Raw genomic sequence first — 24,573 nt, forward strand, 5'->3', positions numbered from 1 at the left:
CGGCGTCGAGAAAACGGCCCGACGGCTGTCGATGTGGCGCGTCGACCCGGATGGATTTCGCGTCACTGACGCCGGCCGGATCTGCTGATATAGTCCGGCGTTCATTCACAGGTTGAAGACTGCCGATTCGGTGTGCGTGGCCTATCGGCAGCCGAAAAACGGGGTTCACGGGGTGTGATTACCGGCTCTCATGCTGTCACGGCATGACCTTGGTTTTCCCTACCAGCGCGGGGCACGCCACCGTTTACACTTCCCCGCTTTGGTAAGGAGATCAGGAGTTCTCGTGAGCCCCTTGACGTTGGCGCTGTCCGTCGTCGTGCCGATCTACAACGAAGAGGCAGTGCTGCCACTGCTGGTCGAGCGTCTGCGTCCGGTTCTCGACGAGCTGGGTGAGCCGTACGAGGTGGTTGCCGTCGACGACGGCAGCAGCGACGGTTCCGCGGCGGTCCTGATGGGCCTGGCCCGGCTCTGGCCGGAGCTGCGGCTCCTGCGGCTGCGGCGCAACAGCGGGCACCAGGCCGCGCTGAGCGCCGGCCTGTTCCACTCCCGGGGTGCGTACGTGGCCAGCATCGACGCCGATCTGCAGGACCCGCCGGAGAAGATCCCGGAGATGCTGCGTCTCGCCCGGAACGACAATCTGGACATCGTGTACGGCGTCCGCACCGACCGGAGCAGCGACAACTTCTTCAAGCGCTGGACCGCGGGCGTCTACTACGACATGATCCGCCGGCTGGTCGGCAAGAACGTCCCCCGGCACGCCGGCGACTTCCGCCTGTTGAGCCGCACCACCGTGGAGGCGCTGCGCGAACTGCCGGAGCGGTCACCGGTCCTGCGACTGATGGTGCCGTGGATCGGCTTCCCGAGCGGCCAGGTCACCTACACCCGGGAAGAGCGGGCGGCCGGGCACACGAAGTATCCGCTGCGCAAGATGCTGATGCTCGCGGTCGACAGCGTGACCAGCTTCTCGGCGGCGCCGTTGCGCCTGGCCACCTGGCTGGGGCTGGCCGGGGTCGGACTGTGCGCGCTGCTGCTCGTGATGACACTGATCGTCTACCTGAGCGGCCACACCGTCCCGGGCTGGTCGTCGCTGTTCGTCGCGACATCGTTCATCGGCGCGGTCCAGTTGCTCTGCCTCGGCCTGCTCGGTGAGTACGTGGGCCGGGTGTACACGGCGGTGCAGAACCGGCCGCCGTACTTCGTCGCCTCCGACTCCGCTGATCGGGCGGCGGACGACGATGCGCTGGTCGGGAACACCCACGTATGAGCAGTGACGTGACCTACGTCCCGCAGTCCACGGTCACCGACGTCCGGGAGGACGAAAAGCCGGGGCACGTGGCGGCCGGCTGGCGACGCTGGCTACCCGCTGCGGTGACCTTCCTGCTGGTCGCGGCCATCCTCGTGGTGGCCGGCACCAACCCGTTGGACATCGCCCGCTACACGGCTTACGCGACGCTGGCCGTCATGCTGCCCGGCACCCTGGTGTTCCGGATGATGCGGCGGCGCCCGCACACCCTCGTCGAGGACCTGGCGATGGGTACGGCGGTGGGCCTGGTGCTGGAACTCCCCGCGTGGGCGGCGTACTCCGTACTGGATCTGCGGTCGTCGGTGTGGACCTGGCCGCTGCTGGTGGTCGTCCCCTTCCTGGTCGTGCCGCAGCTGCGCCGGCACTGGCGCCCGGTCGGCTACCGGCCCGTCCCGCTCGGATGGTCCTGGTCGGTCGGCGGCGTCGTCGTCTTCTTCACCACCTGCCTGTACGGCGCGTTCTTCCGGGAGAACCCGATCCTGCCCGGTGCCGAGAACACCGTGCAGTTCATGGACCTGCCCTACCAGCTCTCGCTGGCCGGTGAGGCGAAGCACCACTTCCCGCTCGACCTGCCGCAGGTGGCCGGCGAGCCGCTGAACTATCACTGGTTCGCCTTCGTGCACGCGGCCATGGTCAGCATGGTCGGGCACATCGACCTTCCGGTCATCACGATGCGGCTGATGGTGCCCGGCATCATCGCGCTGATCGCCGTGCTCACCGCGGTCGCCGGCTGGCGGCTCTCCGGCCGGCCGTACGCGGGTGTCGTCGCGGCGGCGCTGTTCCTGGTGGTCGGCGAGTTCCAGTTCAGTCATCCGTTCACCATCAGCCTCGGTGTCCAGGTCGCCTGGATCACCTGGCCGAGCCTGTCCATGACCTACAGCTGGGCGCTGCTGGTCGCCCTGATCCTGGTGATCGGGGACGCGCTGCGCCGGCCGGACGGTGACTCCTCCGTGCCGCCGCTGGGCCGGGGAGCGTACGCCCTCGCCGTGTTGCTGGCCTTCGCCTCGAGCGCGGCCAAGGCCAGTTCGCTGCCGGTGACCATGGCCGGACTGGCCTTGGCCGGGGTGATGACGCTGCTGCTCACGCGGCGGATCTCCGGCGTGGTGATCGCGCTCGGCGCCATCGTCGCGGCCGCACTCGCCTTCGTCACCATCGTGGTCTTCCGCGGCCAGACCTACGGGCTGGGCCTGCACCCGTTCCTGGAGATCTCCCGGTTCTGGGTCGAGCCGAAGCAGGGCCGTTCCGGCAGCCATCAGGCGGTGCTCGTCACGGGCGTGTTCGTGGCCTGGCTGCTCTCGCTGCAGCTGCGCCTGGCCGGGATCGTGCCGCTCCTGCTGAGGCGCCGTTTCCGGCTGGAGCCGGTGCAGTGGTTCCTGCTCGGCGGCGCGCTGTCCGGTCCGGTGCTGTACATGCTGCTGGGCACCTTCAACGCGACCTGGTTCTACCGCGCCTCGCTGCCGTTCGGGGTGCTGCTGTCGGCGTGGGGCTACGCCATGGTGGCCGACCGGGCCAAGCTCACACGCCGGGCCACCGCCGTCCTCGGCGCCGGGGCCGCGCTCTTCGCCATCGCCCTGCTGGTGACGACGCTGGTGCTCGCCGGACCGGAACCGACCGACCGGCCGTACTCGGCGATCCTGCCGGTCCTCGGCTGGGCCGGTGCGCTGACCGCGGCCGGGCTGGTCGGCACTCTCGGCTGGTGGGCCCTTCGGCGCCGGCGGCCCGGCCTGGCCGGGCGGGGTGGGCTGGTGGTCCTGACCGCGATCCTGTTGGCCGGTTTCCCCGGCCTGGTCATGGAGGCTCGCCGCAACCTGGACTATCCCAACGGTGGTAGCTACGGGTCCGTGCCGGTGCCGGCCTCCCGGGTGGACGCTGCCCGCTGGGTGCGGGCGCACAGCGATCCCGACGACATCGTGGCCACCAACGTTCACTGCTGGGAGGAACCGCCGGCCAAGTGCCGGGACGCCCGTTCGTTCTGGCTCAGCGCCTACGCCGAACGGTCGGTTCTCGTGGAGGGCTGGTCCTTCGCACCGCGGCTGGCCGTCACCCCGGATGCGCCGTTCTGGGACAAGCAGAAGCTCAAGCGCAACGACGCCGCCGTCTACACACCGAATCCCAACGTTCTGCGGCGGCTGAAGAACCGCGACCACGTTCGGTATCTGGTCGTCGACCGGTATCGCAAGCCGGAGAGCCCGCTGCTGGCGGACCTGGCGGACCTGCGCTACGACAACGGGCGGATGGCGGTGTACGAGCTCCGCTGATCAGCCCGGCCTCCTCCGACACGAAACGGCCCGCCGCCCCCCGCTGTCCAGCGGGGGGCGGCGGGCCGTTTCGTCATGGGCAGCGGTGGTGCGGTCATCCGCTGGTGCCGCTGTTCCGTACTACTCGGCGAACGTTCGAGCCTCGACGAGGGAGACCTGGTGCGCCGAGCCATGCTGATGAGCCGTCCGTGGTTGACCTTCTACGCCGCGGCTGCGGCGCTCGTGGCCCTCGGGGGCTGCGCGCCGGCCTCGGCCGGCGGGTCGCAAAGCACGACGGGGCCGGGCGTGGCAGCGACCGGCGAAAACGCCGGGACCGGGTCCGGGGTGGCCGGCGCCACGAGCCCGAAGTGCACGAAGGCCACCAAGGTCGTGATCACCCGGACCGGTGGGACGTACGCTTTCAGCCCGGCAAGCCTCGTCATCGAGCGCGGGGCCGCGCTCGCGGTCGTCAACCGGTCCGACACCGCGCGGACGCTGTCGGCCAGTCCCGACGCGGGCATCGTCACCAGTGTCGTCGATCGCGGCGAGCGCCAGGTCGTTCAGTTCCCGAGCAAGGGCACCTTCCAGGTGGAAAGCGCCGGTGCCGTGCTCCGGCTGACCGTCTCCGGTGACAGCGGGTGCGCAGCTCCGGCGCACGCGCTGACCATTGTCGCCACGCCGTCCGGCGGCTATGCCTTCGAACCGGCGAAGGTCACGGTGGCCGCGACGGAGAACTTCGCCGTGACGAATCGGTCCGGCACGGCCCAGACCATGGTTTGCGGCAAGAGCGACAACGGGGCCAACTCCCGGCTCGCCAAGGGTGAGACCCAGCTGCTCGCTCTCGACGAACCGGGCCGTTACACGTGCACCAGCTCCCAGCACACCAGCGCGAAGGTGACCGTCACGGTAAAGGGAAATTAGTGCCTCGTGGCGGCCGGACCCCTGGACGCGGTCGCCGCTGCTCACGGTCACATCTGGCGCTGATGGCGGAGGACTGCTGGAAGGCCCACATCGGAGCGGGACTCCACGTCACCGACGCCTCGGTGAACAAGCTCCTCGGCGGCATCTTCGACGAACTCGAACTCCCGGTCGCCACCGACGGGCACCGGCGCGTCCTCGCCGTCCTCGCCTGTCCACGCGGCTGAACAGGCAAAAGGCCGGTCGGTCCGGGTTGTGCCCGTGTCCGACCGGCCTTCGCCGTTCAGTGACCGCCGTGTGGATCAGCGGCGGTAGGTGAGCTTGCTGCCGACGGTCACGTTGCCGGCCCGGTCGTAGGCGCGCAGCTGGACCGTGAACGTCTTGCCGTACTTCTTGGGGTTGAGCGTGAACGCGTAGCCGGCCCGGTAATCGGTCGCGACGATCTTGCCGTTGACCAGCAGCTGGACCTTGGCGATGCCGTTGCGGTCGGCGGCCGACGCGGTGATCGTGACGGTCTTGGTGAGCTTGGCGCGGTTCTTCGGCGCTTTGGTGATCGACACCGTGGGGGCTCGGTTGTCGACGATGAGGGACCGCTTGATGACGGCCTCGTTGCCGGCGCCGTCCCAGGCGTGCCAGCCGAGCGTGTACTTACCGTCCGGCAGTTCCCGGCTGTCGATGGTGACCGTGCGGGAGTTCTCCTGGCCGTACGACCGCAGTTCAGCGGGGGTGTCCAGGGAGGCCTCGAAGGAGACGAACGGGCTGGCGTCCCGGTACGTGCTCAGGGACACCGTGAAGGGACCCCGGACCGTGCTGCCGGCGGTGGTGGTCCCGGTGATGACCGGCCGGTCGTTGTCGACGACGACCGTCCTGGTCAGCGCCGTCGCGTTGCCCACCTTGTCCCGCACGCGGACCGTCATGGTGGTCCTGCCGTTCGGGAGCTTGATGTTCCACGGCAGGTCGAGGGTGCCGCCGCCGGTGAGGTCCTTCGACGAGACGACCTGGTCGCCGACGACCAGCTCGGAGGTGAGGGCGTAGACGTTGTCCTCCGCGTCCACCGCGAGCACACCGTCCTGCCCGATGTAGCCGTCGAGGCTCGGGAACCGGACGGTCAGCCCGGTCGGCGCCTGGTTGTCGACCCAGACCGGGAAGCCGTTGGTGGTCCGTGAACCGGTCGCCGTGGTGGCCCGGGTGCTGAGGATCACCGAGCCGTCGAAGCCTGTGGTGTCCCAGTCGATGCCCCACGGCGCGGTGGTGTCCGTGCCGATCTCCTTGCCGTCGGCGAACAGCGTCAGGCTGGTGACGGCGGACAGGTTCTCGTTCTGCCCCGGCTCGAAGGTGACCGGCGCGATCCCGCCGGCCAGGTAGTGCGGGGTGCGCGCGTACACCTTCGGCGCCGCGTCGGCGGCGAGGACAGGTGGGGCGCTGAGAAGTGAGGCGGCCAGCGCGGCCGCGATGACGATTCCGGAGTGCCGGAGCGTGAGAGTCAAGCCATCCCCCATGATCGCTACGACGGCAGCCTACCGAGGAATCAGCGTCGTGACTAGTGCGTAGCGACGATCCGGGTGCGACTCGTTGCGCGCCCGGCCGGGCCCATCGCGGGGCCCGGCCGAACGCCGGCTACTTGACGGTGAACGTGGTGACGGTGGCCTTGCGGTTGTTGGAGCGGATCACCAGGTCGATCGACTGGGTCCGCGAGCCGAAGGCCGGGAAGTGCCACCCCTGGATCGGGTTGGTCTTGCCCTTGACGATGCCGGACACCCTGCCGGTCGTGGTCACGGTCAGCCGGCGGCCGGACGTGTGCTTGAAGGTCAGCGTGGTGCCGTTGACCTTCCCGGAGACCAGGGTCCAGCCGGGGGCGAGGTGCCAGTTCTGCCGCCACAGGGTCGACTTGGTGAACAGGTCGCTGATCTGGATGCGGTGCGCGTCCCGGCTGACGTTGACGCTGCGGGTGTGCGGGGTGTTGTAGATGTCGTCGGTGATCGTCCAGGCGTGCGCCGAGGACTGGATCTTCGACGACTTCACCTTCGCGGTCTTGCCGGATTTGACCGCGCCGCCGTTCGGGACGGCGACGTTGTGGCTGGCCGGGCCGATCTGCCAGGTGTACCAGGCCGAGTTCTTGTCGTAGGTGTACTTGCCGGGTCCGACGAGCACCCGCGTGCCCAGCGTCGTCCAGGTGACGCCGCCGGCCCGGTCCTCGTGGCCGTGGGCGCGGCGGGTCGGCCCGTAACGGATGGTGTAGTAGCTGGTCCGCGGGTCGCTCCAGGACCACCGGCCGATGATGGTGCCGGTCTGGTCGTCGCGCAGCGTCCGGGCGGTGTTGCGCGGGGCGGCCCGGCCGGTGGACTCCTCGGAGTCACCGATCTGCACGATCTTGCCGTCCGGCTCGGTCTCCCACGCGAAGGCGGTCCACGCCTTGTTGACCGCCTGGCGCAGGGTGGCCGCGGCCGTCTGGGTGCCGGAGGTCTGGGCGAGCACGTCGGCCGCCTGTCCCCACAGGTTCGCGTTGACGCCCTGGTAACCGGAGGCCTGCTCGAACGACAGCCCGGCCTTGGAGAAGGCGAGCGGCGCCTCGGCGGTCATCCGCTTGACCGCGGTGTTCTTCCAGGCCGTCTTGCCCAGCAGGTCACCGGCGCGGACGAGGGCGAGGTTGGCCATCAGTCCGTGGTTGTGCACCGGGGCGTTCGGCGGGCCGTAGTAACGCTTGCCCAGGATCACCGCGGCGTCCGCGGCCATGCCCGGGATCAGGTCGGCCGACTGGGTCAGGCTGTACAGGCAGTTCTCGCTCTCCAGCCGGCGCAGCGCGGTGCCCTCGTCCCAGCCGGAGGCGTTGGTGCCCGGGTCCGGGTCGGCCTGGTGGAACTGCACGGCCTGGGCGACCAGCGCGGCCAGCGACTCCTGCTGGTCGTCCTGGGCCGCGCGCCGGGCCAGTGACTTCGTCCACATCAGGCCCTGGAAGGTGAGCCGCCAGGACGGGTCCGTGACCGGCGGGTTCTTCCAGGTGGCGGCGCTGATCTGGCCGACCGTGAACGGCGCCGCAGTGCCGATCTTGACGATGATGGGCTCGCCGTTCGGGACCGAGTCCGGGGCGGCCGAGCCGCAGCCGGCGGTCGCCGGGTCGCCGCCGAGGGCGCCGAACGCCGGCCCGGTCACCGTCAGCGAGTCGTAGGTCGACGGGTCGACCGGTAGGACATGTGGATCGTCGGCTCGAGCCGCGACAGGATCCACGAACAGGACACCCGTGGCCAAGGTCGCCATGACCAGTGCCCGGAAAGTCTTCACTTGGCGATCACACCGTTCCATGTGCCGGCGACCGGCGTCCCCCGCCATTTCATAGATCGCCGATGAGCGGTCATCTCACCAGGAAGGCATTCCCATATACAAGATCCTGCAAGGCAAATCTTCCTGGTACGAACGGTTGTCCCGGCCACCCGCTACCAACCGCTGTAAACCGGGCACCGGCTGTGCTCGCCGTGGTCGAGACCCCGCGGGCGACGCGGCACTGTCGCGTTCGTCGTCGGCGGACTTCACCCCGGGCCCTGAGGTCTGCGGTGTTTCACGGTTCGCGGCCGTGAAACACCGCAGCACGGCCCGAAATCATTGACTCGACTCGATCGGGCCAGAAGGATTTCTGTTCAGTTTCCTTACGGTTTCGTCCCAGTCGAGAGGTCACCGCCGATGACTCGTCCCCGTGTTGCCGGCCTGATGGCGGGCCTGCTCGCCGCCACCGGGCTCCTCGTTCCGCAAGCCGTCCAGGCCGCCCCCGCCGCCGGCGTGCAGGCGTGGTTCAGCTCCGAGTCGCGCACCGCGGGCTACGAGCCGAAGAACGCCAACTGGTACACCAGCCCGGCCACCGGCCTGGCCGGCACGCCGTACCAGCTCAGCAAGCAGGCCGATATCGCGACCGCCGCGGCCGGCGGCACCGCCACGATCTCGGTCGACACCACGCAGAAGTTCCAGACCGTGCTCGGCGTCGGCTCCTCGCTGGAGGAGTCGACGGTCTACAACCTGGCCCGGATGAGCGCGGCCGGCCGCACGAACGCCCTGCGCGCGCTGGTCGACCCGAGCGCCGGGGCCGGCTTCAACGTCGCCCGGATCACGTTCGGCACCAGCGACTTCACCTCGCACGACTTCTACACCTACGACGACGGTGCCGCCGATCCGACGCTGTCGCGCTTCTCGATCCAGCGCGACCTCGACTACAAGATCATTTCAACGCTGCGCGAAGCGCTGGCGATCAACCCGAACCTGAAGATCTTCGCGAGCGCCTGGTCGGCGCCGCCGTGGATGAAGAGCAGCAACGCGATCATCACCGGCAGCCTGCTCGACCAGTACATCCCCACGCTCGCGACCTACTACCGAAAGGCGATTCAGGCGTACGCGGCCCAGGGCATCCCGATCTATGGCCTGACGCTGCAGAACGAGCCGCTGTTCGAGCCGGCCGACTATCCGGGGATGCGCGTCAGTGCGGACCAGGAACGGCGGCTCGCGGTCGCGCTTCGGGCCGAGTTGACGAACAGCGGGCTGGGTGGGACGAAGATCTGGGCCTTCGATCACAACTTCAGCGAGGGGGAGTCGTACGCGCAAGGGGTCTTGACCAGCGACGCACGGGCCTCGGTCGACGGCATCGCGTTCCACGACTACGCCGGTGATCCGTCGGCGATGGCGACCGTCAAGGCGCAGTTCCCCGACAAGGACGTGCTGATGACCGAGCGTTCGGTGTGGGGGACCGCCGGCGCCGACCGGATCGTGCAGTACTTCCGCAACCAGTCCACGCTCTACGAGGGCTGGGTCTCGATGCTCGACCAGAACCGCTCGCCGGAGCGCTGGAGCGGGTCGCCCGACCCGACGATGCTGGTGCAGAGCGCGTCGGCCCCGGACACGTTCTGGAAGACGCCCGACTACAACATGATCGCCCAGTTCTCGAAGTTCGTGCAGCCCGGCGCGAAGCGCGTCGCCACCGGTTACGGCTCGACCGGCACGGTCACCGACGTGGCGTTCGTGAACCCGGACAATTCCCTGGTGACCGTCGTGGTCAACCAGACCGCGTCGAACCAGACGTTCACGCTGCGAGCCGGCGCGCGCCAGTTCACCAGCACCCTGCCGGCGAAGACCACCGGCACCTACGTCTGGGCCGGCGCGGGCGACGCGGGCACGACCCCATCACGTTCCGGGCAGATCATCGGGTACGGCGGCAAGTGCGTGGACGTTCCGGGCGCGTCCACCGTCAACGGCACGCAGGTGCAGCTCTACACCTGCAACGGCTCCTCCGCGCAGACCTGGACGGCCGGTTCGGACGGCACGCTCCGCGCCCTCGGTAAGTGCCTCGACGTGAACGCCGCGTCCAGCGCCAACGGCACCAAGGTGCAGATCTACGACTGCAACGGCACCGCGGCGCAGCAGTGGACCACGGGCACCGACGGCACCCTGCGTTCGCTGGGCAAGTGCCTGGACGCCACCGGCCCGTCCTCGGCCGACGGCACGAAGCTGCAGATCTGGGACTGTTTCGCCGGTGACAACCAGCGCTGGACGCTGCCGTAACCCGGTCACTCATCGGTTGCTCATCGGCTCGCGGGAACCTCGGACGACGAACTGCCGGACGGTCCGGCAGTTCGTCCCGGAGGACACGTGGACCTGAAGCTCAGTGGCAAGACGGCGTTCGTCAGCGGCTCCAGCCGGGGCATCGGTCACGCGATCGCCGAGGCGCTGGCCGGTGAGGGCGCCGAGGTGATCCTGAACGGTCGCGACCCGGTGCGGCTGGCCGCGGCGGTCGAGGCGTTGCGGCGCGAGGTGCCCGGCGCGTCGGTCAGCGGCGTGCCGGCCGACTTCGCCGACGAGGACGACGTCAATCGGCTGTGCGACCGGCTTCCGAGCGTGGACATCCTGGTCAACAACGTCGGGCTCTTCGAGCTCAAGGCCTTCGAGCAGATCTCCGACGACGACTGGCGGCGCTATCACGAGGTCAACGTGCTCAGCGGGGTCCGGCTCGCCCGGCGGCTGCTGCCGGCGATGCTCGACCGCGGGTGGGGGCGGATCGTCTTCGTCAGCAGCGAGTCCGGGGTCGACGTGCCCGCCGACATGATCCATTACGGCACGTCCAAGACGGCGATGCTCGCGGTCGGCAACGGGCTCGCGAAGCTGACCAGGGGGACCGCGGTCACCGTGAACTCGGTGCTGGGTGGCCCGACCTACTCCGACGGTGTCGCCGATACCGTACGGGCGCTGGCCGCCGCGCAGTCGATCCCCGAGGAGCAGATGAAGGCGGCGATCATCGGCGCCAACCGGACGTCGCTGCTGGGGCGCTTCATCGAACCGGCCGAGATCGCGAACGCGGTCACCTTCCTCGCCAGCCCGGTCGCGTCCGCGATCAACGGTTCCGCCGTGCGCGTCGACGGGGGTGTGCTGACGACGCTGCTGTGACCCGGCCGCCGGAGTAGCGTGGCGAGGTGATCCGATTCGGCGTTCTCGGGCCGGTGGTCGCCGAGGATGCCGAGGGTCGGCCGGTCGCGCTCCGAGGCCCGATGCACCGCGCTGTGCTGGGCCGGCTGCTGGTGGCACGGGGCCGGGTCGTGCCGGTGAATGCTCTGGTCGATGATCTCTGGGTTTCGCCTCCGGACGGCGCGGTGGCCGCCGTGCGGACCTTCGTCGCGGCGCTGCGGCGGGTGATCGAACCCGGTCGTCCGCCGCGGGCGCCGGCGACCCTGCTGGTCACTCAGGGACCGGGGTACGCGCTGAAGTGCGCGACCGATCAGGTGGACGCCTGGCGGTTCGAGCGGGCGGTCGCCCCGCCCGGCACAGCCGATCCGGCCGCGACCCTGGCCCGGCTGGACGCGGCGCTCGCCTGGTGGCGCGGTCCCGCGTATGCCGACTTCCCGGACGCCGCCTGGCCCCGCGCCGACCGTTCCCGCCTCGCCGAGCTGCGCCTGCAGGCCGTCGAGCTGCGCGCCGAGGCCGGCCTCGGCCTGGGCCGGGCCACCGAGGTGGTCCCGGATCTCGACGAGCACGTCACCGCGCATCCGTGGCGTGAGCGGGGCTGGCACCTGCTGGCCCTGGCGCTGTACCGGGCCGACCGGCAGGGTGACGCGCTCGCCGTGCTGCGCCGGGCGCGTGAGCTGCTCGCCGGCCACCTCGGCGTGGACCCCGGCCCGGCGCTGCGGGCCCTGGAGACCGGCATCCTGCGGCAGGATCCGCGGCTGGACCGCCCGGATGCCTTCGATCCGGCCGGTGAAGTGCTGAGGCGGGCCGCCTCCGCCTACGACCGGGTGACCGGCGGCGGTGCCCGGGTGCGCCTGGAATCGGCGATCGGACTGCTGCGCAACCTCGCCGTCACCGGGGCCGGCGGGCTGGCGGCGGCTCGCGAGCAGCGGGGAGCCGCGGTCGCCGCCGCCGAGCAGCTCGGCGATCCGGAGCTGACCGCGCGGGTGATCGGGGCCTACGACGTACCGGCGATCTGGCCCCGCGCCGACGACGCGGACCAGGCTGCCGGCATCGTCGCCGCCGCGGGACGCGCGCTCGCGGCCCTTCCGGCAGAAGACCACGATGTGGTACGGGCCCGGCTGCTCGCCACCGTCGCCCTCGAGTCACGCGGCACTCATGACCCCGGGCCGCGCGAGTGCGCCCGGCAGGCCGAGGCGATCGCCCGCCGCTCGGACGACCCCGCGCTGCTCGCGTTCGCGTTGAACGGCGTGTTCATGCAGAGCTGTCACCCCACCGGCGGGTCGGTGCGCCGCGATCGGATCGGCGCCGAGCTGGTAGACCTGGCGCGCCGGCACGATCTGACCAACATGGAGGTTCTCGGCCACCTGATTCGTCTGCAGTCGAGTTGCGCGGTGGCCGGGTTCGGCCGCGCCGACGAGCACGCCCGCGCGGCCGACGACCTGGCCCGACGGCACGAGCGCCCGCTGGTCGGCGTGTTCACCCAGTGGTACCGGGCGTTACGCGCCGACCTGGCCGAGCAGGTGCCGGTCACGCGGGCCGAGGAGTTGTACCGTGCCGCGGCGGCCCGGCTGGACCAGTCCGGGATGCCCGGCATGCGCGACGGCCTGCTGCCGCTGGCGCTGCTCGGCCTGCGCCTGCGCCGCGGCCTGCCGTTCGACACCGGGAACGACGAGTGGGGTCCGTACGAACCGTGGGTGCGCCCCCTGCTCGAACCCGGCCGGGTGGTGCTCGCCGACGTGCCCGACCCGCCCGCTGACCTGCTCGCCGAGGCGTTGTGGGGGGTGTTCGGGCGGGCCGCGATCGTCGCCCGCGACCGGACCGCGATGATCCGGGCCCGGCGGGCGCTGACCCCGGCGGCGGCCGAGTGGGCCGGCGCAGCGAGCGGGACGCTGACGGTCGGGTCCGTCGCGGATCACCTGGCCGCGCTCGACACCGCCCTGCGGTCCTGACCGGCCGGGCGCCGGCGAGCGACGAGATCGGCGGCCGCGGAACGCCACTGCGGGTGTTCGAAGGTCAGGCCCGCAGCGGTGAGCCGGCCGGGCACGACGCGCCGGCTCTTCAGCAGCAGCTCGGTGTCGGACCGCAGCGCGAACGCGCCGACCTCGGCCATCTGCCGGGTGGCGGGCAGGCCGAACGGGATCCGCCAGGCCGACCGCAGCTCCCGCATGAACTCGCGCTGCGGCAGCGGCGTGGGCGCGGCCAGGTTCACCGGCCCGGTGAGGTCGTCGCGCTCGATCAGGAAACGGACAGCGCGGACGAAGTCATGGTCGTGGATCCAGGAGACGAACTGACGGCCACCGGCGACCGGCCCGCCCAGGCCGAGGCGCGCGAGCCGGCTCAGCACGTCGAAGACGCCCCCGCGGTCGGGGCTCATCACCATGGCCGATCGCAGGGCGACCTTGCGCGTGTGCGGGGTCGCCGCCTGTTCCTGCGCGGCCTCCCAGTTCCGGGCGATCTCGACGCTGTAGGACCAGTAGCCGGGCACTCCCGGCTCGTGGCCGCCGATCAGGCCGCCGACCTCGTCGTTGGGCGCGTCGAAGCGGTGCGCGTAGATCGTCGCGGTGCTCATCTGCAGCCACACTTGGGGTGGCCGGGCCGCCGCGGCGATGGCGTCACCGACCACGCGGGCCGACTCGACCCGCGAACTCATCATGGCTTCGAGGTTCTCCCTGGTGTACCGGCAGCTCACACTGCGGCCGGCCAGGTTGATGACCACGTCGCTGCCGTCGATCTCGGCCGCCCAGTCGCCGAGGGTCGAGCCGTCCCAGCGGATCTGTCGCTGGCCCCTCGGTGAGCGGGTCAGCACGACCACGTCGTGGCCCTCCGCGGTCAACGCCCGATCCAGGATCGTGCCGACCTGACCGGTTCCGCCCGGGATGACGACCTTCATGGAGCCCCCTCGCCTGATGGTGGTTGAGCGGTCGCTCAAACCGAAGCATAGGCGTATTTGAGCAACTGCTCAACCGGACTCACCTACCGTTGTGACCTGCCGATTCCCGGCATGACTGGGGAGAGATCGGCCGACCACAAGGGTCATGGTGACCGCTCGCACGCCGATCGTGGCGCGGCGTGATCCTCGACCTGATCGGGATCTGCGGCGACGGTCGGGAGGACGGTTCGGTTCTCCGGCCCGACTGGTTCGGCCCGGCCGAGTCGGCCGCGCTGTCCGGGGCCGGGCCGCCGGACAGCGTGCGGCGGTCGCTGCGCCGGCCGTCCGCCGCACGGTAGCCGCGAGCATCGACGGAAAGTACTAGCCGACGGCCGGCGGTACGTCCTCGCGCGGCATTCCCTGCCTTTCACACTCCTGTCACCGAACCGGAATCCGCATTCTTCCGCTGCAAGCCAACTGCAAGATCCGAATTCCGGTAACCGCGAAAGCCGGAATCTTCGGGATCTGTTCCGGGGTGTGACCAAATGGTGACTATCGCCGCCGTTCCGGTTGCGTCTCCGATGTTGCCCTGTGTGTTTCATGCCCGAAACCGGTGATTCGACCAGCTCCGCGAGACGGACCGGCGTGCCCGGAACGCCATGCAGGTGGCAGCGCAGAGACGAAAGGACGACGGCTTGAGGGTACGGTCGTACAGCCACTTGTGTTTCATGTTTCTGGACGGGATTCGCGTGGCGGGCGCGTGATATTCCTTCAGGCATGAGGCAGAATCAGCGTTCTCCGGAGACGGTTGATAAAGCCGTACCGGGAAAGGTTTTCGAAATGGAACGTGCGCGCACGAATCTCGATATTGCCTGGCGTGCACACGCGGCGCAGGAGAGCTGGGCCGGCAAGGTCGACACCAAGGCGTCGATCCTGCTGGCGCTCGACGGGGTGATCCTGGGGGCGATGCTGACGGCCCGGGCGCAGAAGGTCAGCGTCGTCCCGGTGCTGACCGGTCCGCGGCTGACGACGCTGGTCGTGGCCGTGGTGCTCTGCGCGGTGGCCGGGCTGCTCGCCGCGGCGGTGGTGTTCCCCGTGCTCGGGGGCCGGCGCAGCGGCACGATCTTCTTCGGGGATCTGCGCCGGCGCGCGGCCGGGGATCTGGCCGGTCAGCTGCTCCGGCTCACCGTGGCCGAGCAGGTGGAACAGGTCGCGTTGCAGCTGGTGGCGATGTCCCGGGTCAACTGGCTCAAGCATCGGCTCATGCAGGCCGCGCTGATCGCGACGATGGCCGGTTTCCTGCTGGTGATGATCGTGGTGCTCACCTGACCGCCCCGTGGGTCATCCCGTGGGCAGCGACGATCGGCAGCGACCGAGCCGGATCGCCGAACACGGCCGGGCCGCCCACATCGTGAGGATGTGGACGGCCCGGGAGGCCGACCGGGTCAGCGCCAGGTGCCCTGCTTGCGGGCCTTACGGATCAGGAGGAAGGCGGCCACCCCGCCGGCCGCCTCGCACTCGGCCGGGCCTCGGCACACGGCCGGACCGTCAGCCCTTGACGAACTTCTGGGCGGCCGTGCCGTTGCAGTCCCAGATCTGCAGGCGGGTGCCGTTGGCGGTGTTGCCGGACGGCGAGTCGATGCAGCGGCCGGACTGCGGGTTGCTGAAGCTGCCGTTGCTGTTGGCGACCCAGGTCTGCGCCGCGTTGCCGGTGCAGTCGTGCAGCTGCAGGACGGTGCCGTTGGCGGTGCCGCCGCCGGCGATGTCGAGGCACCGGCCGAGCGTGGTCAGCGACTGGCCGGTCCAGGCCCAGTGCTGGTCCTTGGCGTAGGACTGGCAGTCCCAGAGCTGCACCGCGGCGCCGTCCCCGCCGATGTCGTCACCGGCCACGTCGACGCACTTGCCGCCCGGGCCGACCAGGGTGAACCCGCTGGTCGAACCGGTGCCCCCGCCGGTGAACGGCGAGAGCGTGACCCCGGCCGACGAAGGGTTGTTCGAGTAGACGAGAGATTCCTGATTCTGTACGTCGTCGAAGGCGAACGCGTACGCCTTCCCGTCCGCCATGTTCGCGTGGATGACCCGCGCGTACTGGTTGGCCGGGTTGCTCTTGTAGAAGTCAGCCGCGGTGCCGCCCGGCTGCGTGTCGATGGTGCCGAGGGTGCCCCGGTTCAGCGCCGCGCACAGCGTCCGTGCGATCGGTCCCACGACCAGGTCGTTCGGCGCGGCCAGATTGCCGTCGCAGCCCCAGACGTTCGCGCTCGACGGCTTGTTGAACGAGGCGACCTGCGCCCCGGAGCTGTTCGTGAAGATCATGGTGCTACCCGACGTACGGCCGAAGTATTTGGTGTTGGGTTGATCCCCGAACGGCACGACGGTAAGCGTCTTGCTCGCGTAGGCGTTCCACGCGCTGGTGATGTACGAGTCGAGGTAAGTGTTGCTGAACAGTCCCGCCCCGGCCGCCTTGCCCGGCGCGAGCACCCGCAGCACGGTCCCGTCCGAGCGGGTGACCACGGTGTTCGCCCAGCCCGACTGCGCCCGGATCTGATCGATCACGTTCTGCCGGCCGTTGGCGACGACCGCGCCGGTGCTCCTCGTGCCGTCGCTGCCGGAGACGGTCACCACGTGCGGGACGGCGAACATGTCGACCTGTGAACTGTTGAGCCACAGGCCGGAGTCGTTGTAGGTGAACTCGCTCCAGTCGAAGAGGATGTCGTGGTTCGGGTCGCCGGAGGCCCACGGCGCCGGTTGGACCAGGCCGTCCGGGGTGAGGAAGAACTTCAGCTTCGCGCCGAGCGACATGTAGAGCCGGCCGGAGAAGTTGCGTGGCAGCTGCACGGTGCTGCTGCCGCCGTTGCCGGGGCCGCCGATCGCGACGTCCGGCGCGGCCGACGGCGGCAGCGAGCCGGCCGGCCAGGCGTTGAACGTGCCACCGGCGGTGACGTAGCCGAGCTTGCCGGTGGTCAGGTTAACGCCGATGACATAGAGATAGACGGCGTCGCCGCGCCCGGTGCTGTTGGTGACGGTGAACGGCAGCAGGTTCGGGCCGACCGCCTGGGCTGGTGCGGCGGTTGCCGCCGCACCGAGCGGGATGGCCGCGACCAGCGCGGCGAGCGCGCTGAGCAGCCTCGATTTCGTGGACATGGGGACTCCTCGGGGGTGGATGCGCCAGGGTGCCCTGCGACGTCGGGGAGCAGTCGAGAGAGCGCTCTCAGATAGTCTTCTTTAGAGTTGGCGGTTGTCAATGTTTCCGTGATGTGAACAGGGCGCCGCCCGTACCGAAGAGGCCTTTGACGCGATCGCCGAGGCCGGGCGTGACGCGATGGCGCAACTGCGGTGGATCCTCGGCGTGCTGGACGCCGGGCCGAGGGTGCCCGCGCGCCGCAGCCCACGCTCGCCGACCTGGCCGGGCTGGTCGACCAGGTCGCCCAGGTGGGATCGACCTCGGTCACACTGAGCGCGCGCGGACGGCCGGGCGCGGTGCCGCCGGGCGCCGAGGTCGCGGCATACCGGATCGTTCAGGAGGCACTGACCAACGTGCTGAAACACGCGCGCGCAAAAACGGTCACCGTGACCGTCGACTGGAGTGGCGACGAGCTGGCTCTCACGGTGCCCGATGACGGCCGCGGTCCACAGCGGACCGACGGGAAGGGGCACGGGATCGTCGGGATCCGGGAACGGGCCGCGGGGCGGAGACGGTGGCCGTGAACGAACGGTGACCGCCTCGAAGTGCCGAGGCGGCCACCAGTCACATCACAGCTGCATCGGCTACCAGCCGCCGACCCCGGCCAGCAGACGCTCGACCGGAACCGGCTTGCCCAGGTAGAAGCCCTGGCCGAACGGCACCCCGCAGGCCACCAGCGCGTCCCGCTGGGCGGCCGTCTCGATCCCCTCCGCGATCACCGTGCAGCCGTGCTGGTCGGCGAACTCGGCCAGCGTCCGGATCGCGGCCTGGCGAGCGGTCTCGTTCTCCAGGCCCTGCAGCGTCTCCATCCCCAGCTTGAGGAAGGCCGGGCGTACCGACTCGAGCTTGGCCAGCGTCTCGTAACCGGCGCCGAGGTCGTCGATCGCGATCCGTACCCCGCCGAGCGGGGCGATCTCCTCCGGGGCGGCGGCGCCGACCTCGACGACCAGCGGGCGCTTGGCCTCGGCGAGCAGCGGCATCAGCTCGTGCGGACGGTTCAGCAGGTCGGCCGAGACGTTGACGGCCAGCCAGGTGCCGTTCGGCAGCGACTGCGACGACGCGATCGCCGCCTGGACCAGTGCGGCGTCCAGCGCGATGTGCACGCCCCGCTGCTGGGCCGCTCCCAGACTGTCCTTCGGGTTGCTGCCGTCGGCGAAGCGGGTGAGCGCCTCGTACCCGACCACGTGCCCGTTGACCATGTTGTAGACCGGCTGGAACACCGTGAAGAAGCTGAACTCCTCGAAGAGGTGCGCCCGGGTCGACGACGACTTCGACTTGTCGGTCTTCCACGCGCCGGTGTCGGAGCGCTGCAGCCGCACGGTGACCTGCCCGGCGGTGGCGCCGTGCTCCTGGCGGTAGTGCAGCACCTGCGCCCAGTCACCGACCGCGGCCGGCTTGGCCGCCGCGGCCACGTCCGCCTTCTTGGCCTTCGCCTTCTTGACCTTCTTCGGCTTGACCGGGGGGACCAGCCAGTCGCGCAGGTGGGTCACCAGGTCGACGACGGTGTTGCCGAGCCCGACGAACGCGATCATGGCGTACGTCGAGAGCAGCAGGTTCAGGCCGGCGAAGACCAGGTTGTTCCACTGGCGCAGCTGGATGTCGTGCCACACCGTGTAGACGCAGAGCGCGATCAGCGCCAGCGGGAGCAGCAGATAACTGCTGGCGGCCGTGGTGCGGTCGCGAACCTTGGGCGTGCGCTTGAAGTTGCTCTTCTCACCGGTCAGCAGCTGCAGCAGCGAGGCGATGCTGCCGGACAGGTTGACCGGCAGCAGGATCAGGTTGAAGCCGTAGATCCGCAGCATGTCGGAGCGCTTGTAACCCAGGTGCTTCAGGTCGGCCGCCATCATGAAGAAGTACGGCACCGAGACCAGCAGCAGGATCGGGTTGAGCAGGTCGTTGTTGAACGGGTAGACGAGCATGACCACGAGGCACACGGAACTCCAGAAGATGGAGGCCATGTAGTTGACCCGCAGGAAGTACTCGCCGAAGCGGTTCTTGTCCTCGCGCTTCGACTTCGCCCGGAACTGGTCCTTCAGCCGGGACAGGATCAGCAGGCCGCCGTTGGCCCAGCGCTGCCGCTGGATGGCGAGCGACCCGAAGTCCGGCGGGGTCGCGCTGTAGGCGAGCCGCTCGGGGTAGTTGTGCAGCGTCCAGCCGTTGACCCCGAGGTCGATCGTCGACTCGGTGTCCTCGATGACCGTCCGGTCCTGGATGTAGCGCTTGATCTCCCAGTCACCCTCGTAGGAGACCTCACAGATCTCATCGAGGGCCTTCTTCCGCAGTACGGCGTTGGCCCCCACCCAGAACGTCGCCCCGTAATGGGTCATGCCCTGGTGGACGATGTACTGGATGTCGGTGGTCGCACCGGAGATCCGCTCCACGCGGGTCGCCGATCCGGGATAGGCGCTGTACGGGGTCTGCGACACCGCGGTCTGCGCGAACGCGCCCTGCTCCATCAGGTGGACCAGGCGCAGCGCGTACTCGGGAAGCAGCACGCTGTCCGCGTCGAGCGTCAGCACGTAGTCGGGGTTCGGCACGACCAGGTCGGCGCGGTTCGGGCCGGCCGTGACCAGCGCGGTGCCCAGCGGCGTGGAGATCTCCTGGTACGCGCCGCCCATCAGCCCGATGTAGCTGTTGAGGTTCATCGCCTTGTTCGGCTCGTGCGACAGCGACACGTACTTCTTGCGCTCGAAGCTGGTCACCTGCGCGTCGAAGATCGCCAGCAGGCGCCGGTAGAGCTGGTTCATCCGGGCCATCGGCAGCGCGACCTGCTCGTCCGCGCCCTTGTTGAGCGCGCCCGCGATCTGGCCCAGGTCCGCGGCGAGCGGGTGCAGGATGTGCTCGACGAAGAACGTGTCGGTGTGGTCGACCAGGTCCTGCTTGGCGCCGAGCTCGTAGAGCCAGTTCGAGGCGAACTGGTACTCGTCGGAGAGCCGCCGCATGTCGTCCGGCACGACCAGATAGCCACCGCGGTACCGCACCTGCTCGTCGAAGCTGGCGAACGCACCGGAGACCCGGTGGAACGGCACCTTCAGCTCGGCCTCGATCTTGCCGGGCAGCGCGCGGGCGGCGAGCAGCATGTCCCGGGCGGCCCGGGTCTTCGGCGTCCGCGGGTCGTCGATCAGCAGCGTCACCCGCAGGCCGGGGTACTCCTGGAGCGCGGCCGAGAGCAGCGTGTTGCGGTTGGTCCGCTCGTCCTCCTGATATGAGGGGACCAGAACCGTAAGACTCGGAGTCTTCCCGCCGATGAACTCGTCGAGCATGATCCGCGGCGCGCGCTGGTGGCCCCGCCCGCGGTAGAAGTAGCCGATCCGCGTGATCAGGTAGGCGATCGCGGATGCCGCCAGCCCGGTGATGACCAGCATGTAGACGATCGCCTCGACGCCCAGCCGGGCGGTGGAGGCATGACCCTCGATGAACTGCTGGAAGATCGTGTAAGCGATGTAACAGGCCCAGACCGTGATGGTCACCACGATGGCGAGCCGGCCGCGGGTGATCCTGCCTTCGGAGACCGGGGGCGGGACGATCGGATGAGGTTCCGTCCTCCGGTCGGCCCCCCATTGGCGCTTGGCGTCCGGCTTACGCTCGTCCGCCTGTGTGCGTGGCATGCGTTTTTGGGCCTTTCGATGCTGTTTTCGGGGCATCGATTGGCGATGCCCGGGCCGAATTGTCATTGCGCGCGCATGATTTGGCGCTCCCGATTCCAGATTGGAACCATGGGTCCCGCGTCTGCCCTGCCGTCGTCCTTTCGCCCGATCGCAAAAATCGCTCGGGTGCGCCAGCGTGTGACGACTTGAAAAATAGGAAAGGGCTTTCATGACGGACCGCGCCACACCCGTAGCCGTGCGGCCGGATTACGATCCGCTCGCCGACCCGGATTGGCAGGAGCCGGAGCAGCCGCGTCGCCGCCTGTCGTGGACGAGACTGGGAGTCCTCGTGCTTGCGCTCGGCCTGATCGGGGCCGGCGGCACCATGGGCGTGATCCACCTGCGGGACACCGCCGGCCCGACCGCTAAATCCTGGGCCGTTCCGTACGTCGACGTCACGCTGACCCCGACGTTCCAGTTCCAGGACCCCACCGCGAACCCGGCCCGGAACGTCGCGCTCGGCTTCGTCGTCGCCGACCCCAAGAACACGTGCACCCCGAGCTGGGGCGGTGCGTACACGCTGGACGGCGCGGCCAAGACGCTCGAACTCGACCGCCGCATCGACCAGCTGCGCCAGTCCGGCGGCGACATCACGCTCAGCCTGGGCGGGCTCAGCAACAAAGAGCTCGCGGTCGCCTGCGCCGACCAGGAAAAGCTCATCGACGCGTACCGTGAGCTGGTCAAACGGTACGACGTGAAGACCCTCGACCTGGACATCGAAGGCACCGCCGTCGCCGACCAGGCCTCGCTCGCGCGCCGGGTCACCGCCGTCGCGGCGGTCCAGAAAGAACGCCAGTCGGCCGGCAGGTCCCTCGACGTGTGGCTGACCCTCCCGGTCACGCCGGACGGCTTGACCGCCGACGGAGTCAGCCTGGTCCGCGGCATGCTGGCCGGCGGCGTCGCCCTGCGCGGCGTCAACGTGATGACGATGGACTTCAACAACGGCGACAAGAACCCGGACATGCTGTCGCTGAGCACCAGCGCCCTGAACGGCACCCACAAGCAGCTCACCGACCTGTACCTGCAGCTCGGCAAGAAGCTCACGTCGCCGCAGGCCTGGTCACTGATCGGGGCCACCCCGATGATCGGCCAGAACGACATCGACGCCGAGCGCTTCACCCTCGACGACGCTCAGGGCCTCGCCGGCTTCGCCGTCGACAAGGGCCTCGGCCGGGTCTCGATGTGGTCGCTGAACCGGGACGCCGCCTGCCAGGGCACGTTCGCCAACGTCGTCGTGCACTCCAACACCTGCAGCGGCGTCGACCAGGACTCGCTGGCCTTCTCGAAGATCTTCGCCGGCCTGCCCGGCAAGGCCGCGAACAGCAGCGCCGAAGCGGTCGACATCCCGGACCAGACGGCGAGCGTCGACGACCCGAAGACCAGCCCGTACCCGATCTGGCGCCTCACCGCCCTCTACACCGCCGGCTACAAGGTGGTCTGGCACGGCGTGGTCTACGAGGCCAAGTGGGCCAACTCCGGCATCGACCCGTCCGCGGCACCGGTCGCCGGCACACAGACCGCCTGGTCCGTCATCGGCCCGGTCAGCCCGGTCGAGAAGGCTCCGAAACCGACCGCGACGGTCACCGGCGTCACCAAGGCGTGGACCTCCGGCACCAGCTACAAGCGCGGCGACCGCGTCCTCTTCGAGGGCCTGCCCTACGAGGCGCGGTGGGCCGTCAAGGACGAGGTCCCGTCGACCGAATTCCCGATCGACGCCGACGACGCATGGCTTCCGCTCTTCAATGTCCCGGGCGAGCCATCAGCAAATTAACATCAATTAATTCGCATTTCCGTACGGCCGGTGCCCGCGACCTCATCGTCGCGGGCACCGTGTTTTCCCGCCATTCGGCCGCCGTTGCCGGAAGTCCACGCTCGACGTCGGGTCGCCACCGGATCGACGTGTGTGTAATCTGCGCGGGTGCGTTCGATCCCAGCGGCCGTTTCCGTGGCCGTTCTGACCGGGGCCACCGCGGTGGCGCTCCAACTCTCGACCGGGCCGGCCGCGGCCGACTCGGCTGTCCGGCTCCCCAACACCTCGCTCGGCGACCTGGTCGTCGACGGTCCCCATCAGCGGATCTTCATCAGTGATCCGGCCGGCGGCCGGGTGCTCACCATCGACTACGCGGGCGACATCCTGGCGACCACCGACGGCCTGCCCGGCGTGGGTGACCTGATGCTCACCGACCGGCTCTACGCCGCGATGCCGGACGCGGGCAAGATCGTCGCGATCGACCCGGCGACCTCGGCCCGGACGGCCACCTACGACACCGGTGGCGCGCCGCAGACGCTGGCCGCGGCGGGCGGCAAGATCTGGTTCGGCGAGGGCCGGGAGGGGCTGGGCTCACTCGACCTGTCCGGCCCGGCCCCGGTGGTCGTCCACCGGCCGGACGCGCCGGCCGGCTCCAGCGGCCAGTGGTGGGACTTCGCCCCCAAGATCGTCACTTCACCGGCCGACCCCGACCTGATCGCCACCATGGAGGGCGGGTCGCCGACAAGCACGGTCGCCCTTCTCGACGTCTCGACCGATCCGCCGACCGAGGTGGCGCACCGCGCGATCAGCGGTCCGGGTGGCGGCGGCGGTGGCCGCGACCTGGCGTTCAGTTCGGACGGCAGCCGGTTGATCGTGACCGCGATCCAGAGCACCGTCATCGCGCTGTCCTCCACGGACCTGTCCACGGTCGAGAGTTATCAGCCGGCCGACGCCTTCCCGGGCGCGGTGGCGGTGCGTGACGACAACACCTTCGCGGTGGTCAACGGCGGCCGGCACAGCCCGCAGAAGGCGATCGCGCTCTACCAGCCCGGGACGGTTGCTGCGGTCAAGGAGCTCGACCTCCAACCGGTGCGCGACGTGAACGGGTACGTGAACGTCTCGCTCGACCTCACCTCGCCCGCCGGGGTGGCGGCGTGGGAGCCGGGCGGGCAGCGGTTGTTCGGGATCGGCTACAAGTCCTCCACCGACGCCTGGAACCGTGACCCGGTCCTGACGCTGCAGGTGCTCAACGACCCGGCGAAGACACCGGTGACCATCCACCTCACGGCCCCGGCCCGGGCCGAGATCGGTCAGTCGTACACCGTCGTGGGCAGGATCTCCGACCCGGTGCCGGCCGGCCTTCCGCTGGTGATCACCCGCTTCGACCCGGCCACGCCGGGTGGGCAGCGCGTCGGCCCGCAGACCGTGCCGGAGTCGGGCCGGCTCCAGTTTTATGATGCGCCGACGGTGGCCGGGACGATCACCTACACGGTCAGCATCCCGGGCGACGAGAAGTTCGCCGGGGCGACGGCGTCCGCGGCGCTACCGGCCGGCGTCACCCAGCCGACCACGCTGACGCTCGACCGCGACGGCAGTACCTGGGCGTACGGGACGACGGTCACCTTCACTGCCCGGCTCGGCGCGACCAGCCGCAGCCGGGAGGTGCAGATCTGGGCCGACCCGGACGGCAGCGACCAGCCGAACCGGCTGGTGCGGGCGGGCGTCGTCGACAGCCGGGGCGTGTTCACCGCCGGCCTCAAGCTGACCCGGAACACGACGGTCACGGCCGTCTTCCCCGGGGACGACTTCACCCCGGCCAAGACGATGCGGTCGGCCGTCCGCACCCGGGCGAGCGTCGGGCTCACGGTCGCCAAGCAGTACAAGACCGGGAAGATCGGTTCGACCTCGTACTACTACTTCCGCCGGACGAAGAACCCGGTGTTCACCACGACGATCAACCCCTACCCGGGCCGGAGGCAGTACTTCCAGATCGACGTCTATACCCGGGGCCGGTGGAAGCTGTGGGGCGAGGCTTACTACTCGCTCAGCTCGGCCGGCAAGTCGGTGCGTGAGCTCAAGGGCACCCACTCCACCGGCGTCCGGTACCGCGTGCGGTCGGCTTACATTGCCAACCGGACCAGCGACACCGCGAACGTGACCACGTTCGGGCCGTACCGCTACTTCACCTTCACCAAGTAGGACCGGACGCACGGAAGGGCCTGACCGCGTACGC

At 69.7% G+C, this 24,573-nt stretch carries 17 protein-coding genes; 12 read left to right on the forward strand and 5 right to left on the reverse strand.

Going from position 1 to position 24,573, the window contains the following annotated elements:
• Nucleotides 1-283 precede the first annotated feature (283 nt).
• The 4 genes from ACH442_RS31315 (at nt 284) to ACH442_RS31330 (ending at nt 4,685) form a co-directional block, all read left to right on the forward strand.
• Nucleotides 284-1,264, forward strand: a complete 981-nt coding sequence (locus ACH442_RS31315) for a glycosyltransferase family 2 protein (RefSeq protein ID WP_396341721.1) — start codon at nt 284-286, stop codon at nt 1,262-1,264.
• Nucleotides 1,261-3,561, forward strand: a complete 2,301-nt coding sequence (locus ACH442_RS31320; RefSeq protein WP_396341722.1) for a hypothetical protein — start codon at nt 1,261-1,263, stop codon at nt 3,559-3,561. Before ACH442_RS31315 ends, ACH442_RS31320 begins: the two co-directional genes overlap by 4 nt.
• A 159-nt stretch (nt 3,562-3,720) precedes the next feature.
• Nucleotides 3,721-4,461, forward strand: a complete 741-nt coding sequence (locus tag ACH442_RS31325; RefSeq protein WP_396341723.1) for a hypothetical protein — start codon at nt 3,721-3,723, stop codon at nt 4,459-4,461.
• A 62-nt stretch (nt 4,462-4,523) separates the two neighbouring features.
• Complete coding sequence (locus ACH442_RS31330; protein ID WP_396341724.1) at nt 4,524-4,685, forward strand: hypothetical protein; 162 nt, start codon at nt 4,524-4,526, stop codon at nt 4,683-4,685.
• A 75-nt stretch (nt 4,686-4,760) separates the two neighbouring features.
• Here the strand turns inward: ACH442_RS31330 and ACH442_RS31335 are convergent, their stop codons facing one another.
• Nucleotides 4,761-5,945 (reverse strand): Ig-like domain-containing protein, encoded by a 1,185-nt coding sequence (locus ACH442_RS31335; protein ID WP_396341726.1) that lies wholly within the window; start codon nt 5,943-5,945, stop codon nt 4,761-4,763.
• A gap of 130 nt (nt 5,946-6,075) precedes the next feature.
• A complete protein-coding gene (locus ACH442_RS31340) occupies nt 6,076-7,737 on the reverse strand; it encodes a hypothetical protein (RefSeq protein WP_396341727.1) in 1,662 nt (553 codons plus the stop codon).
• Between the two features lie 396 nt (nt 7,738-8,133).
• Between ACH442_RS31340 and ACH442_RS31345 the strand changes: the two genes are divergently transcribed.
• The 3 genes from ACH442_RS31345 (at nt 8,134) to ACH442_RS31355 (ending at nt 12,842) form a co-directional block, all read left to right on the forward strand.
• A complete protein-coding gene (locus ACH442_RS31345; RefSeq protein ID WP_396341728.1) occupies nt 8,134-9,996 on the forward strand; it encodes a ricin-type beta-trefoil lectin domain protein in 1,863 nt (620 codons plus the stop codon).
• 87 nt (nt 9,997-10,083) lie between these two features.
• Nucleotides 10,084-10,875: an SDR family NAD(P)-dependent oxidoreductase gene (locus tag ACH442_RS31350; RefSeq protein ID WP_396341729.1), complete on the forward strand. Its 792-nt coding sequence runs from the start codon at nt 10,084-10,086 to the stop codon at nt 10,873-10,875.
• Between the two features lie 26 nt (nt 10,876-10,901).
• On the forward strand, nt 10,902-12,842 hold the full coding sequence (locus tag ACH442_RS31355; RefSeq protein ID WP_396341730.1) for a BTAD domain-containing putative transcriptional regulator: 1,941 nt from the start codon (nt 10,902-10,904) through the stop codon (nt 12,840-12,842).
• On the opposite strand, the gene ACH442_RS31360 is transcribed toward ACH442_RS31355, so the two are convergent.
• Nucleotides 12,806-13,783 carry a TIGR01777 family oxidoreductase gene (locus ACH442_RS31360; RefSeq protein ID WP_396341731.1) on the reverse strand — a complete coding sequence of 326 codons (978 nt, stop codon included), beginning with the start codon at nt 13,781-13,783 and terminating at the stop codon, nt 12,806-12,808. The two genes, ACH442_RS31355 and ACH442_RS31360, sit on opposite strands and share 37 nt — an antisense overlap.
• A 179-nt stretch (nt 13,784-13,962) precedes the next feature.
• Between ACH442_RS31360 and ACH442_RS31365 the strand changes: the two genes are divergently transcribed.
• The gene (locus tag ACH442_RS31365) at nt 13,963-14,121 is read left to right on the forward strand and encodes a hypothetical protein (RefSeq protein ID WP_396341732.1); all 159 of its coding nucleotides are present in this window, start codon (nt 13,963-13,965) and stop codon (nt 14,119-14,121) included.
• A gap of 481 nt (nt 14,122-14,602) precedes the next feature.
• Nucleotides 14,603-15,091: a Pycsar system effector family protein gene (locus tag ACH442_RS31370; protein ID WP_396341733.1), complete on the forward strand. Its 489-nt coding sequence runs from the start codon at nt 14,603-14,605 to the stop codon at nt 15,089-15,091.
• A 219-nt stretch (nt 15,092-15,310) separates the two neighbouring features.
• On the opposite strand, the gene ACH442_RS31375 is transcribed toward ACH442_RS31370, so the two are convergent.
• Nucleotides 15,311-16,903: a beta-1,3-glucanase family protein gene (locus tag ACH442_RS31375; protein WP_396341734.1), complete on the reverse strand. Its 1,593-nt coding sequence runs from the start codon at nt 16,901-16,903 to the stop codon at nt 15,311-15,313.
• Between the two features lie 192 nt (nt 16,904-17,095).
• Here ACH442_RS31375 and ACH442_RS31380 point away from each other — a divergent pair, with 192 nt between their 5' ends.
• Complete coding sequence (locus ACH442_RS31380) at nt 17,096-17,467, forward strand: sensor histidine kinase (protein WP_396341735.1); 372 nt, start codon at nt 17,096-17,098, stop codon at nt 17,465-17,467.
• A 60-nt stretch (nt 17,468-17,527) separates the two neighbouring features.
• On the opposite strand, the gene ACH442_RS31385 is transcribed toward ACH442_RS31380, so the two are convergent.
• Complete coding sequence (locus ACH442_RS31385) at nt 17,528-20,551, reverse strand: EAL domain-containing protein (protein WP_396341736.1); 3,024 nt, start codon at nt 20,549-20,551, stop codon at nt 17,528-17,530.
• A 208-nt stretch (nt 20,552-20,759) separates the two neighbouring features.
• Here ACH442_RS31385 and ACH442_RS31390 point away from each other — a divergent pair, with 208 nt between their 5' ends.
• The gene (locus ACH442_RS31390) at nt 20,760-22,361 is read left to right on the forward strand and encodes a chitinase (RefSeq protein WP_396341737.1); all 1,602 of its coding nucleotides are present in this window, start codon (nt 20,760-20,762) and stop codon (nt 22,359-22,361) included.
• Between the two features lie 147 nt (nt 22,362-22,508).
• Complete coding sequence (locus tag ACH442_RS31395) at nt 22,509-24,539, forward strand: YncE family protein (protein ID WP_396341738.1); 2,031 nt, start codon at nt 22,509-22,511, stop codon at nt 24,537-24,539.
• The last annotated feature ends 34 nt before the right edge of the window (nt 24,540-24,573 follow it).

The organism is Actinoplanes sp. NPDC020271, from assembly GCF_044388125.1.
Lineage (GTDB): Bacteria > Actinomycetota > Actinomycetes > Mycobacteriales > Micromonosporaceae > Actinoplanes.